Source organism: Streptomyces sp. NPDC029138 (assembly GCF_055564375.1).
The window spans coordinates 20,130-33,261 of record NZ_JBVHWM010000092.1; the positions used below are offsets into that span (position 1 = coordinate 20,130).

At 70.2% G+C, this 13,132-nt stretch carries 12 protein-coding genes; 5 read left to right on the forward strand and 7 right to left on the reverse strand.

Annotated features, from left to right (window positions below):
- The first annotated feature begins 25 nt into the window (after window positions 1-25).
- The gene (locus ACZ4WH_RS40365; protein ID WP_468190405.1) at window positions 26-673 is read left to right on the forward strand and encodes a TetR/AcrR family transcriptional regulator; all 648 of its coding nucleotides are present in this window, start codon (window positions 26-28) and stop codon (window positions 671-673) included.
- Between the two features lie 253 nt (window positions 674-926).
- Here the strand turns inward: ACZ4WH_RS40365 and ACZ4WH_RS40370 are convergent, their stop codons facing one another.
- The 5 genes from ACZ4WH_RS40370 to ACZ4WH_RS40390 form a co-directional block, all read right to left on the reverse strand.
- Window positions 927-1,181, reverse strand: coding sequence for a hypothetical protein (locus tag ACZ4WH_RS40370; protein ID WP_468190407.1), 255 nt, complete (start codon window positions 1,179-1,181; stop codon window positions 927-929).
- Between the two features lie 124 nt (window positions 1,182-1,305).
- Entirely contained in the window at window positions 1,306-1,878 is a 573-nt protein-coding gene (locus tag ACZ4WH_RS40375) for an ester cyclase (RefSeq protein WP_468190409.1), read from the reverse strand.
- Between the two features lie 174 nt (window positions 1,879-2,052).
- Entirely contained in the window at window positions 2,053-2,526 is a 474-nt protein-coding gene (locus ACZ4WH_RS40380; protein ID WP_468190411.1) for a VOC family protein, read from the reverse strand.
- A gap of 35 nt (window positions 2,527-2,561) precedes the next feature.
- Complete coding sequence (locus ACZ4WH_RS40385; protein WP_468190413.1) at window positions 2,562-3,467, reverse strand: NmrA family NAD(P)-binding protein; 906 nt, start codon at window positions 3,465-3,467, stop codon at window positions 2,562-2,564.
- An 828-nt stretch (window positions 3,468-4,295) separates the two neighbouring features.
- Window positions 4,296-5,315 (reverse strand): LacI family DNA-binding transcriptional regulator, encoded by a 1,020-nt coding sequence (locus ACZ4WH_RS40390; RefSeq protein WP_468190414.1) that lies wholly within the window; start codon window positions 5,313-5,315, stop codon window positions 4,296-4,298.
- Window positions 5,316-5,567: 252 nt separating this feature from the next.
- Between ACZ4WH_RS40390 and arfA the strand changes: the two genes are divergently transcribed.
- The 4 genes from arfA (at window position 5,568) to ACZ4WH_RS40410 (ending at window position 10,370) form a co-directional block, all read left to right on the forward strand.
- Window positions 5,568-7,073 (forward strand): arabinosylfuranosidase ArfA, encoded by a 1,506-nt coding sequence (arfA, locus tag ACZ4WH_RS40395; RefSeq protein WP_468190416.1) that lies wholly within the window; start codon window positions 5,568-5,570, stop codon window positions 7,071-7,073.
- A gap of 57 nt (window positions 7,074-7,130) precedes the next feature.
- Entirely contained in the window at window positions 7,131-8,486 is a 1,356-nt protein-coding gene (locus tag ACZ4WH_RS40400; RefSeq protein ID WP_468190418.1) for an ABC transporter substrate-binding protein, read from the forward strand.
- 121 nt (window positions 8,487-8,607) lie between these two features.
- Entirely contained in the window at window positions 8,608-9,462 is an 855-nt protein-coding gene (locus ACZ4WH_RS40405) for a carbohydrate ABC transporter permease (protein WP_468190420.1), read from the forward strand.
- Window positions 9,459-10,370, forward strand: coding sequence for a carbohydrate ABC transporter permease (locus ACZ4WH_RS40410; RefSeq protein ID WP_468190422.1), 912 nt, complete (start codon window positions 9,459-9,461; stop codon window positions 10,368-10,370). The genes ACZ4WH_RS40405 and ACZ4WH_RS40410 overlap by 4 nt, the downstream gene beginning before the upstream one ends.
- 37 nt (window positions 10,371-10,407) lie before the next feature.
- On the opposite strand, the gene ACZ4WH_RS40415 is transcribed toward ACZ4WH_RS40410, so the two are convergent.
- Window positions 10,408-12,105 (reverse strand): amidohydrolase, encoded by a 1,698-nt coding sequence (locus tag ACZ4WH_RS40415; protein WP_468190424.1) that lies wholly within the window; start codon window positions 12,103-12,105, stop codon window positions 10,408-10,410.
- 176 nt (window positions 12,106-12,281) lie between these two features.
- Window positions 12,282-12,935, reverse strand: a complete 654-nt coding sequence (locus tag ACZ4WH_RS40420) for a DsbA family oxidoreductase (protein ID WP_468190426.1) — start codon at window positions 12,933-12,935, stop codon at window positions 12,282-12,284.
- Between the last annotated feature and the right edge of the window lie 197 nt (window positions 12,936-13,132).

The following is a 13,132-nucleotide window of genomic DNA, read 5'->3' on the forward strand; positions in this document are numbered from 1 at the left end:
ACGATCACGCGGCTACGATGCCCGTATGCCCGCGAAACGCCCCTATGTCTCCCCCCTGCGCCAGCAGGCAGCCGCCCGCACCCGCGCGGAGATCCTGCGGTGCGCCACCGACCTGTTCGCCGCGCGCGGCTACGGCAGGGTCACCGTCGCCGACATCGCCTCGGCGAGCGGAGTCTCCGCCAAGACCATCTTCGCCAGCGTGGGCAGCAAGGGCGACATCCTGAACGAGATCGTCGACCAGGGCGTGGTCGCGTCGGACTACCAGAAGACCATGCGGCACCTGCTCACCCTGCGCGCGCCGGAAGCCGTCCTGACGGCGTTGGCCAGAGGCACACGGGCCGGCAATGAAGGACAGTTCCAGGTCCACGAAGCGATCAGGGCGGCTCTGCCCGTCCATGAGAACGGCGAGGCTCTGTGGGAGCGGGCGACCTCCGCCTACCGGGAGGCCCTTCGGACAGCCGCTCGCCACTTGCACACCCTCACCCCGACGCCCGACCGCCCCGAGGAGGAGACGGCGGACCTTCTCTGGTTCTGGTTCGGCCCGACCGGCTGGCGGACCCTGGTGATGGAGAACGGCTGGTCCTGGGAGCAGGCCGAGACCTTCCTGCTGCACACGTCCGTCGCGACCCTGCTCTGCCGCACATCCGCCCCGGAAGACCGGCCGTCCGAGTAGGGCGGTGACCGGACCGGCATTTCCTCGGCCCCTCCACTGCGCGTCATCGCCCGAGCGCTGGAGCGGGTGGCGCGGGGGCGAATGCCGATCGGCGCGCCCGCCCGCCGCACCCTGTCCGTCACGCGAGCAACGCCCCGTGCGGCCCTGGACCCGGCACTGCTGACGGCCTGGCCCGTGCCGGCGAAGCAGTCGTCCGGGCGGGCGGGGGCGGCAGTCGCCCCGTACGCCTGACCGGACGGGATGCCGTACATGCTCAGCCCGGAGCCTGCGCCGAGGGCGCATGGCCCGACGCGTACGCGGAGAGGTCCCGGTAGCTGGAGCCGTACACGGCGACCGGCGGGTCGGCGGGCGTGGTGCCCGGCGTGACGGTGGTGGCGCCTCGCGCCGGGACGGTGTTGCGGCGGGCGTGGGGGACTGCGGCGGAGCAGGACCGGTGTGCCGTAGCCGTGCGCCGGTACTCGGCCGAGCCGAGACGGCCGTTGTGCGCGCGGTTGGTCAGGACGTCCACGACCGCCTCCGGCAAGGTGCCGACCGCCTGTCTCCTGCTCTGCGGTCGGCGCGATGCCGCCCCACGGCCCATGTGTCGGCCCCTTCCGGCCGGTGCGGTGCACCGAGCGGAGGGGACGCATCGTTCACACCGTGGTGTCGTGCGGCAGCTCCTCGGCGGCCCGGGCCGCTCGCACCATGACCTCGGAGGCGGCTCGGGCGGCCCGGCCGGTCACCCGCCAGGACAGCATGCGCATCCCGGCGGCCGGTCCGGGGGGAAAGACGCCCAGCTGACCGAGCATCGTGAGGTCGTCCCGCACGGCTTCGTGCCGGACGACCTTGCCGTCACGCAGGTCCAGCACGTGGATCTGCTCGAAGTCGATCTCCCGTCCGGTGGGAGGTACGACCTGGTCCACCCCCTGGTCCTTGAAGAGGACGAAGGCACCGGTGTGACGGCCCCGCATGCGCAGCCGCACCCACGCCTGGGAGTCACTGGTGACGATGTCGGTGACGGGCAGCCGGAGATCGCTGAACGCGGACCGCATCCACGCGCTGGAGGCGAGCACGCCTGCCGGACCCGGGATCCGGCACGCCGGAGGGGACACGGCGGCTTCGCGGTTGTGGAACTCCTCGTGGACGACTTCGGCGGCCAGCGCCGGGTCACCGGTCTCCAGGACCTTGAAAAGCGCGTGACCGAGGTCGGAGGCGTGCATCGCCATGTGGTCTTGCCTTCCCTCTGCGGTGGGCTGCGGACGGACGTCCACGAGGGCACCCTCCAATTAGGGTTACACACTACCTATTGAATAGGCAGTGGATGAAATTCTCACCTGCGAGGTCGCCGCGCAACCAGGCGGGACCGCGCCTCCCGAGCCGCAGGCCCCTGAGTGACGTCGTCAGCGACCGGGAAACCGCTGCGTGATCTCCTGGAGCACCCAGCCGTTGCCGTCCGGGTCGCTGAAGGTGGCGTAGGAACCGTAGCTGGCCCGCTCCGGGTGTGGGCCTGCGATCCGCTCCTGGCCCTGACCGTCGTGCACGACGTCCCCGGCGTCGTGCCCGTGGAAGAAGAGGCCCTTGCCGTCGTGGAACACCTCGCTCACCTCGATCCCCCGGCCGACGAGGTCCGCGCGGGCCTCTTCGATGTCCGTGACGACGAGGTACAGACCCTGGGCAGAACCCGGCTCGGCCGTGGTGAGGCCCGCGCCGAAGATGATCGAGGCCTCGGAGCCGGGCGGCGTGAGGTGAACGACCCGGTAGTCGTCGGTGACGTCCTTGGCGAGGTCGAGCCGGAATCCCGCCTTCTCGTAGAAGGCCCTGGCCCGCTCGACGTCCGAGACGGGCAAGACAAGAAGCTCAAGTTTCATGGTCATTTCTCTGGTCGATTCTGGTGCGGTGAGCGGGCAGGTCAGCCCAGGTAGAAGTCCTTGCGTGCCGCCACGAACTCCCCGATCGACCGGGCGGGGGTGCCGGTCAGACGCTCGACGTCGTCCGAAGCCCGGTCGTAGCGGTTCTCCTGGTGCAGGCGGCACATGGTGACGATGTGCCGCTCGATGTGTGACGGCAGGCCGATCGTGGACAGCACCTCCTCGCGCCACTGTTCCAGCGGCACGTCCACGTACGAGACCGGCCGGCTCAGCGCCGTCGAGAAGGCCTCGGCCATCTCCGTCATGTCGACCGTGCGCGGGCCGGTCAGTTCGTAGACGTGCCCCACGTGCACAGCGGGCTCGCGCAGCACGGTCGCGATCGCCCTGGCGACGTCGTCCACGGCGACCGGCGAGGTGCGCCCCGCGCCGAAGGGCAGCTCGATGGAGCCCCGCGCGCGGATCGTCCGTGCCGGAAGCGCGGTGAACAGCGGGTTGTCCAGAAACGATGTCGGGCGAATGTGGACCACCGGCAGGCCCGACCAGTCGAACACCTGCTCCGCCAGCCAGTGCAGCCGCTGCTGGTGGGACTCGGCTGTGCTGGTGGCGGTCATCTGGGACACGGTCATCTGCGACAGGTCGACCAGGGCCTCCAACGTGCCGTGCTCCCGTGCGACGCTCGCCACGACGGTCGCCGCGAGGAGGTGGTCCGGTGAGACAGGCATGGCGAAGTACATGCTCCGGGCGCCCTCCAGGGCGGTCGCGACGGTCTCGGGGCGCGTGAGGTCACCCAGGACGACCTCCGCCCCGAGGGCACGGAGCCGCGCGGCGCGGTCGTCGTCCCGACGGACCATGACACGCACGGGTACGTCATGTGCGCGCAGCCTCTCGACGACATTGCGGCCCACGCCGCCCGCGCCTGTGATGAGGACGGGGTGACTGGCAGCCATAGGTCTGCCTCCTTCTTTGCGACTGAGTGCGATGGAACCCCCACCTAGATTAGGAGCATATGCTCGTAACTCCGGAGAGGCAAGCGCCGTAGGGCGATCCGGAGGTGGTGGAGGCCGACGGGACGGGGACGACAGCCCGCACGGCGATCGCCCAAGCCCGTGCGGCCCAGACTGCCGCCCCGACGACTCGGGGAACGCGCGCCCCGTCGAGAACGGTCGCCGCAGCCGACCGACGAGGTGTCACCCCCTTCCCGGCGACCCACCGCGGAACCGGCGCCCCGGCCACGCCGACAAGGGCGTCGGCGGGCCAACGGCCGCCGCACCTGCGGCCGACCCGAGTCCCGTCGCGCTGTGGACGGCGTCCACCGCGTCCCGCAGCGCGCGGGCGAGGTGTGTCGGTGGAACCGACCCGGACAGTCACGCTCGTACGGAGGCAGGGTCACTCAGCCGCGTACGACCACGGTGTCACGTGCCTCGCCGCTCCCCTGCCGTCACCGTCCGAACCGGTGGAACCCGCGTCCTGTGTGACGCGGGTCGTCTGTCGTCATCCGTCCCCGGTGAGGCCGAGTTGTCGCAGCATGCCCAACTTTGCAGGGCGCCCCGCCGCCGCGGTCCGGCCCGTTCCCCGGCGACCGGGCCTCGGCGGACACACGAGCCCGGGCACGCAGGCACCCGGGGAGCGGCCCCTGCGCCACGTGTCTCCAGTCTCTCCCCGTCGCCGCGCGACAGGGACGCCGCGGGCGACACGCGACCAGGCGCTGCCACAGCGAGCGGGCCGAACGGCGCGGCCGGTGCCGTCAGCCCGCACGGCCCCCTGTCCCACCGCGTTCAGCCGGTCGTGCTCTCCCGTACCAGGAGCCTGTGCGCCGCGGTCACCTCCCGTGGACCGGGGCGTGTGGCGCCGCGCGGCGAACCGTGGATCTGCTGTTGCAGCATCTCCACCGCGACCCGGGCGATCTGCTCCTTGTCCGGGGAGACGGTGGTGAGCGTCGGGGTGCTGTAGCGTCCGTCCTCGATGTCGTCGAACCCCGCGACCGCCACGTCCTGCGGTACGCGCAGGCCACGGGCGAGTGCGGTGCGCTGAGCCCCGAGGGCCAGCAGGTCGTTGAAGCAGAAGACCGCCTGCGGCGGCTCGTCCAGGGCGAGCAGCCGCGCCATCGCTTCGGCACCGTCGGACCGGTGGTAGGAATCCGTCGGCGGGGCGAGTGTCTCGTCGTAGGGCAGGCCGGCCGAGTGCAGGGCTTCTTTGTAGCCGGCGAGCCGGAGGCGGGCGGTGTTCGCGCTCGGGTTCGTCTGCCGTCCGATGGCGGCGACACGGGTGTGGCCGAGTGACAACAGGTGCTCCGTCACCTCCCGCGCCGCACGCTGGTTGTCGATGGCGACGTGGTGGGTGGGACCGTCGATGACCCGCTCGCCCAGCAGGACGAGCGCGGTGCCGGCGTCGCGGTCGGCCAGTTCCTCCCGCCCGACCGCGATCGGGCTGAAGATCAGGCCGTCGATGCGCTGTGCGCGGATCCCTTCGAGGACCTGGCGTTCCCGTTCCGGCTGACCGTCCGTCTGCTCGATGATGACGGTCCAGCCGCGCTCGGACGCCGCGTCGATGACGAAGCGCGTCAGCTCCGCGAAGTACGGTGCGTCGAGTTCCGGCAGGGCCAGGGCGATGACACCGGTGCGGCCCTGACGCAGGTTGCGGGCGGACAGGTTCGGGCGGTAGTCCAGTTCCGTCAACGCGCGTTCGACCTTCTCCCGCGTCGGCGGTGCGACGTAGGTGTAGCCGTTCACCACGTTCGACACGGTCTTCACCGAGACTCCGGCCAGGGCCGCGACGTCCTTGAGACTCGCTCCCACCAGATCACCTCCCACTGCGCCCGGAGTAGGCGCTTGCACTGGCGCGTCGAGGGCCACCCTCGCAGACGGCCGGCCCACGTCGGCAACCGTTTCCCGCACGCGGACGTGGCCACGGTGCGAATCCGTGCGACCCGAGCACTTTACGACGCTGTTTCAACGATGTAATCGTATCTCCTCACAGACGGCGTGCTCGTGTCGTGTCCCTTTGTGCGCCCGCCTCCGCCGTCCGGCAGAAACCGAGGAGCCCCCTGTATGGCCACAGCCCGTCTCACCCTTGACCCGGCGTTCACGACCGGCACCGTCGACCGCAGACTGTTCGGCTCCTTCGTGGAGCACATGGGCAGATGCGTCTACACCGGCGTCTTCGAGCCCGGGCATCCTGCCGCGGACGAGGACGGATTCCGCACCGATGTCCTCGATCTGGTGCGGGAACTGGGCGTCACCACCGTGCGCTACCCGGGCGGCAACTTCGTCTCCAACTACCGGTGGGAGGACGGGGTCGGTCCCGTGTCCGAGCGGCCCCGGCGACTCGATCTGGCCTGGCGCAGCCTGGAGAGCAACGCGTTCGGTCTCAACGAGTTCATGGCCTGGGCCGGCAAGGCCGGGGTGGAACCCATGATGGCGGTCAACCTGGGGACCCGTGGCGTTCGCGAGGCCCTCGACCTGCTCGAATACAGCAACTACCCCGCGGGTACGGCGCTGTCGGACCTGCGCCGCTCCCACGGCGTGGCCGAACCGCACGGCGTCCGCATGTGGTGCCTGGGCAACGAACTGGACGGGCCCTGGCAGATGGGCCACAAGACGGCCCACGAGTACGGACGGGTGGCGGCGGAGACGGCCCGCGCCATGAAGCGGTTCGACCCCGGCCTGGAGCTGGTCGCCTGTGGCAGCTCCAACGCCCACATCGACACCTTCGCCTCCTGGGAGGCCACGGTGCTCGAACACACCTATGAGTTCGTGGACTACATCTCCCTGCACGCCTACTACCAGCCGGAGAACGGTGACCTCGACTCCTTCCTGGCCAGCGGCGAGGAGATGGACCGCATGATCTCCGCGATCACGGCCACCGCCGACCACGTCGGCGCACGCGTCCGCAGCGACAAGAAGATCAAACTGTCCTTCGACGAGTGGAACGTCTGGTACCAGAGCCGCTTCGGCGGTGAGTCCTCCCTGCCGTGGCGGGAGGCTCCCGAGCTGATCGAGGACGTCTACGACGTGACCGACGCGGTGGTCGTGGGCAGCCTCCTGATCACCCTGCTCCGGCACGCCGACCGCGTGGGGGCGGCCTGTCAGGCCCAACTCGCCAACGTCATCGCGCCGATCATGACACGGGCGCAGGGGCCCGCCTGGCGACAGACCATCTTCCACCCCTTCGCCCGCACCGCGCGCCACGCCCGCGGGACCGTGCTGCGGGTGGAGCCGGAGTCCCCGCTCGTGGACACGGCGAAGTACGGTGCGGTTCCCGCCCTGTGGGCGACCGCCACGCATGACGAGGAGAGCGGCGAGGTGGTCCTCCTCGCGGTGAACCGCAGTCGCCGGGAGGAACTGGCCCTGTCCGTCGATCTGCGCGCCTTTCCCCGGCACCAGGTCGCCGAGCATGTGATCCTGCACGACCCGGATCCGACGGCGACGAACACCGAAGCCGCCCCCGACCGTGTCCGGCCGAGGGCCGTGGCGGGCACCAAGACCGACGATCGCGGCCTCAGCACCGAACTGCCGCCCGTGAGCTGGACCATGATCCGCCTCACCGATGTCTGAGCCCCGGTACGGCATCGCTGTCCCGGCCGACGAAGAACCCATCCGAAGGAGCAGAGCATGCGCAGTACTACTTCCCCCCTCCCGCCGGTCCCGCGCAGGACGTTCCTCGGCGCTGCCGCCGGTGTGACGGCCGCCGGGCTCCTCACCGCGTGCGGCGGCGGCACCAAGGTGGGGGCCGGGCAGGGCGACGCCGCCGACGCGCCGACCTTCAGCGGGGGCGAGTACAAGGGGCCCAAGGTCACGCTGGAGTACTGGAACGGCTTCACCGGCGGCGACGGTCCGCACATGCAGGCGATGCTGGCCTCGTTCAACAAGAAGTACGAGGGGCGCATCACCGTCAAGAACACCACCCGGCGCTGGGAGGACCTCTACCCCGCCCTGCCGACCGCCATCAGCGCCGGCAAGGGCCCGGACGTCGCCGTCATCCACAACGACCAGATCGCCACCTTCGCCGTACGCGGCACGCTCATGCCGCTGGACGACGTCGTGTCCGCCCTGAAGCTCACCGAATCCGACTTCATCCCCGCCGTGTGGCAGGCCGGCGTCTTCGAGGGCAAGCGCTACAGCGTCCCGCTCGACGTGCACTGCCTCGCCGACTACTGGAACGTGCGCCATCTGACCCGTGCGGGACTGCGCGAGGCGCCGGGCGACCGCGCGGGCTACGAGGACGCGCTGAAGGAGCTGAAGTCCGCGGGCGTCTCCCATCCCTTCTGGATGCCCAACAAGTGGCCCGCGCACCTGATGTTCATGAGCCTGCTGTGGCAGTTCGGCGGCGAGCTGTACAACGCGGAGGGCACGCAGGCGCTGTGGGGTTCGGACGCCGGTGAACAGGCGCTGGGCTGGATGGTGGAGCAGATCCGCGAGGGCTACAGCCCCGCCCAGGTCGCGCAGGACTCCCAGTACAACGCCTTCAAGAACGACAAGGTCAGCTTCACCTGGGACGGCATCTGGCAGATCAACGACCTCAAGTCGACGGCCGGGAAGATCAAGTGGGACCTCTCGGCCATACCCACGATCGGTTCGTCGCCCGCCGTGTGGACGGCCAGCCACAACTTCGTGCTGACGTCCCAGGCCGGGCGGGACAAGAACAAGGTGCAGGCCGCGAAGTTCTTCATCGACTACATGAGCGAGCGGTCCACGGAGTGGGCCCAGGCCGGCATGATCCCCGCCCGGAACAGCGTGCGCGCCCGCCCCGAGGTGGCCCGGCTGCCGCAGACGCCACTCGCCCGGGACGTCGACGTCTTCCGCTTCCTGCCCGCGCTGCCCGGACTCGGCGACGTGCAGAGCAAGGCACTGGAACTGGCCGTCCAGAAGGCCGTACTCGGCCAGCAGTCGCCGGCCGACGCCCTGGCCGACGGCGTGCGGACCGCCAACAAGATCCTGGCCGAGAACAAGCGGAAGTACGCGAAGTGAGGCAGGCCCGGTGCGACGGCTGACAACACCGCCGTCCACCACGGGTGAACCGCGAGTCCCGGACCGCGCCGCGGTCCGGACCGGCTCACGGTCCTACCAGTGGTGGACCCCCTATGTCTTCATGGCACCGTACCTGGTGCTCTTCCTCACCTTCGTGCTCGTTCCCATCGGCTACGGCCTGTGGATCAGCCTGCACGAGTGGGACATCAATCTGCCGGCCAAGCCCTTCGTGGGGCTGGGCAACTACTGGGAGCTGTTCGATCCGCAGGGCGTGGACGGCCCCCGCTTCTGGCAGGCCATGCGCGCGACCGGCGTCTTCACCCTGCTGTCGACGCCGTTGCTGCTCGTCGTGCCCCTGTTCACCGCCCTGCTGATGAACGGGAAGTTCCGCGGACGCAACCTCTACCGGGCCGTCTACTTCGCGCCGTACGTCCTCGGCGTAGCCGTCGTCGGTCTTCTGTGGCGGTTCCTGCTCGACGGCAACATCGGCCTGGTCAACCACTATCTGGGTGTCATCGGCCTGCCGGACGACATCCAGTGGACCACCGACACCCCGGCCGCCTGGTGGGCCCTCGTCCTGGTCACCGTGTGGTGGACGCTCGGATTCAACTCCGTCATCTACCTCGCCGGCCTACAGGACATCCCCGCCGAACTCTATGAATCCGCCAGGGTCGACGGGGCGGGCGCCTGGCAGCGCTTCCGGTACGTCACCCTTCCCGGCCTGCGGCCCGTGGCGCTGTTCGTCGTGAACTCCACGCTGCTGGCCTCGGCCAACATGTTCGGCCAGTCGTACATCATCACCGGGGGCGCGCCCGCGGACGAGACCAAGACCGCCATCTTCCTCATCGCGGAGACCGGCCTGCGACGCTTCGAGATGGGGTCGGCCTCCGCCATGAGCTTCATTCTGGCCCTGGCTCTCATGGCGGCGAGCGCCGTGGTCTTCCGGGTCTTCCGCGAACGCCAGGAGGGGCGATGACCGGTACGAGGACACGACAGCGGCCGACCGCCACCGGCGCCTTCCCCGACGAGCGGCGGCCCCCCGAGAGGGCGCCCCGCGCCGCCCGGCGCCTGCGCCGGTCCCTGCTCCACCTGGTGCTGGCCGTCGTGGCCGCGCTGTACCTGAGTCCGCTCCTGTACATGCTGGTCACCTCCTTCAAGACGGGAGAGGCCGCGGGCTCCACGGACCCGCAGTGGATCCCCTCCCCCGCCACGGTGCAGGCCTACCAGCACGTCCTCGGCGCCACCGACAGCCCGGTCGGGCGATGGCTCCTCAACAGCGTCCTCGCCGCCTCGGCGCACGCCGCCCTGGTGCTCGTCACCGCCACCCCCGCCGCCTACGCGCTGGCGCGGATGCGGTTCACAGGCCGGCGGGTGTTCTTCACGTCGATCGTCGCAACGCTGTTCGTGCCCCCCATGGTGCTGCTCATCCCGAACTTCCTGATCGTCAACGAGCTGGCCTGGGTGGACAGTCTGCCCGCGGTGATCGTCCCGGGCGCGGCGAGCGCGTTCGGGGTGTTCTTCCTCCGCCAGTTCTTCCTCACCGTGCCGGACGAGCTGGAGGAGGCCGCCGAACTCGACGGCTGCAACCGGTGGCAGATCTTCGTCAAGGTGGTCCTGCCCCTGTCCAGGCCGGCGCTCACCACGCTCGGCATGCTCGCCTTCCTCGCCAACTGGAACGACTTCCTGTGGCCGCTGTACGTGCTGCTCAGCCCCGACTCGCTCACCCTGCCCGCCGGACTCGCCAACTTCCAGAACGCCAACAACATCCACTACGACCTGCTGATGGCGGGAGCGGTGATCGCCAGCGTGCCTGTCCTGCTGCTGTACGTCGTGGCCCAGCGCTGGGTGATCGAGGGTGTCTCCCGGTCGGGGCTCAAGGGGTAGCGGCTACCGGGTGACACGGCGGGGCCTGCGGCCGGCTTCAGGTCACCGGAGGCAGGTTCGGCCCCGTGGTGCCGAGCTGCTCCGTGGCCACGACCTGGGGCACCGGCCAGGTCACGCCCTTCGGTGGCCACGTCTGCCCGGTGGCCCTGAGGAAGTCCGCGGGCGGCTCGTACAGCGGCGGCTGTGTGCCGTCGGGCACCATCGACGCCCACTCGATGCCTTCCGTACGGTCCTGGAACTCCTGCTTCATCGCATCGAGGAGGTCCGGCTGCTCGATGAGGTCGATGGCGCCGGCCGCCAGGTACCGGGCGGCGGACAACAGGGCCTGGTGGCCGATGTTGGTGGCGGCCGTGGCGGTGACGCCCCAGTTGTGGTTCGGCAGCCCGGGCGGGTACGCCGCGGACAGCAGCACCGCGGTGGGCGCCTGCCAGCTGATGTCAGCGGTGTCCGTGGCCAGTCCGCCGGTGTACGCGGCCGCCGGGGGAGCGAGGGGCGTCAGCTCCGTCGGCATGCCCACCTCGGGACGGCCGAGCGACTTCTGGAGGGCTTTCGCGAGGGCGTGGTCGGCGTCCGTGAACTTCGGCGCGCCGATCTGCCGCATGTTGTCGTTCAGCAGCTCCGCGCCGGCCTTGTTGGCCAACAGGTTCCAGGTGGCCGAGTGGAACTTGTGCACGAGCCGGGTCTGGCTGGCCTGGGCCGCGGCCTTGGCGCAGTCCACGATCTTGTCGTAGAGCACCCGGGCGCGGGCCGGGCTGCCCTCGCGGACGAAGAACCAGATCGAGCACATGTCGGGCGTCACGTTGGGCGCGCCGCCGCCGTTGATGATCGCGTAGTGGAAACGGCCGGAGGGTGCGACGTTCTTCTCGCGGAGGTACTCCGACATCGTTGCCATCAGCAGGGCACCGTCCAGGCCGCTCTTGTTGCCCAGCGGGGTGCCGCCGTGCCCGGACGCGCCGAGGAAGGTGAACGTCGCCGATATGAGGGCGCTGGTGGTGTTCCAGAAGGGCACCGTGATGTTGAACGGGTGCCAGTCGAGGAAGGCGTCCAGCCCGTCGTACACGCCGGCCTTCACCGCGTACGCCTTGCCGACGAGCTGCTCCTCGCCGGCGCTGCCGAACAGCTTGACCGTGGCGTTCAGTCCGTGGGCGCGGATCGCGTGGGCGACGGCGATGGCGGCGGCGGTGCCGCCCGCGCCGAGGGTGTTGTGGGCGTCACCGTGGCCGGCGCCGTAGGAGGGGCCGTAGGCGTCGTAGTGGTAGACCAGCGGGTCGTGGGTGGTCACGCCCTTCTTCTGCGACAGGCCGGGCAGGGCGTCGTACTCGGCGTTGAAGCCGATGACGGGCCCGCCGGTGCCGTAGGTGGCGACGAATGCGGTGGGGAAGCCGCCCGCGCCCCATGTGACGGTGAAGCCGTTGTCCCCCAGCAGCTTGGCCGTGGCCCGGGACGACTTCCACTCGCGCAGGGACAGTTCGGCGTACTCCCACACGTCGTCGCTCAGTTCGGTGATGGCGTCCTCGTTGGCGCCGATCCAGCCGAGAGCCGTCCGCTTGGCGTCGCTGTCCCGTGCCAGGCCCTTGGGCGCCTTGTAGTCGGCCGGGGAGACCCCGGTCTTCTCGTCGTATCCCAGGGTCGCGGCCAGCACCGGATCGGCCTGGAGAACGGTCGCTGTCGTCGCCGTGGCACTCAGCCCGAACATCTTCAGCAGGCGTCTGCGTCCCACATCGAGGTTGTCCACGTAGGTCCGGTTTCCTTCCAGGATGACCCGAGAGCCGGATGTTCGGCGGTCCCGGCAAGACACGTATCTCTCTCAACACCCTAGCCACAAAAAGGCGTTGACGGGGCCTGGAACGCCGACACGGAGCTGCGGGACCAGCGCACTGAGCGTGGCCGGCCGGGCCGCGTGTGGCTCGCTCAGCTGAAGTCGGGCGGGCTGGTGCGTGTGCGCTTGATCTCGTAGAAACCCGGCGTGGAGGCGACGGCGAGCACGCCGTCCCACAGCCTGGCAGCCTCCTCGCCCTTCGGAGCGGGGTTCACCACAGGGCCGAAGAAGGCGACGGGGTCGCCGCCCGCGTCCTGACCGGGGACGGCGATGATCGGGCTGCCGACGTCCTGGCCGACCAGGGTGATCCCCCTGTGGTGAGAGGCCCGCAGCTCCTCGTCGAAACGGTCGGTGTCGCCGGCGTCGGCGAGATCCACGGGCAGTCCGGCCTCCCGCAGGGCATCTTCCAGCGTGGCCCGGTTCTTGGGCTGCTGCCGCAGGTGGTAGCGCTCCCCGAGGGCCGTGTACAACGGCTCCAGGGTGTCGGGGCCGTGGAGTTGAGCGGCGGCGGTCAGGACCCGCACCGGCGCCCACGCCTCGCCCATCAGGACCCGGATGCGCTCGGGCAGCTCGTCCAGCCTGTTCTCGTTGAGCACCGACAGGCTCATGACGTGCCACGACACCTCCACGGGCCGGCTCCTGGCGACCTCCAGCATCCAGCGGGAGGTGAGCCACGTCCAGGGGCACACGGGGTCGAACCAGAAGTCGACAGGCGTCGTGGACTCGTGGGAGGTCGGTGTGCGCACGGGAAGCTCCTTGAAATAGACCGGTCGTCTAGTATGCACGACATACTAGACACCGCGCATCGCCGCGCGGCGACGCGACACCCATGTTCCGCCGACGTGCGAGCGCGGGTGGGGGGGGGGGGGGGGGGGGGGGGGGGGGGGGGGCGGGGAGGGGGGGGGGGGGGGGGGGGTGGCGGGGGGGGGGGGGGGGGGGGGGA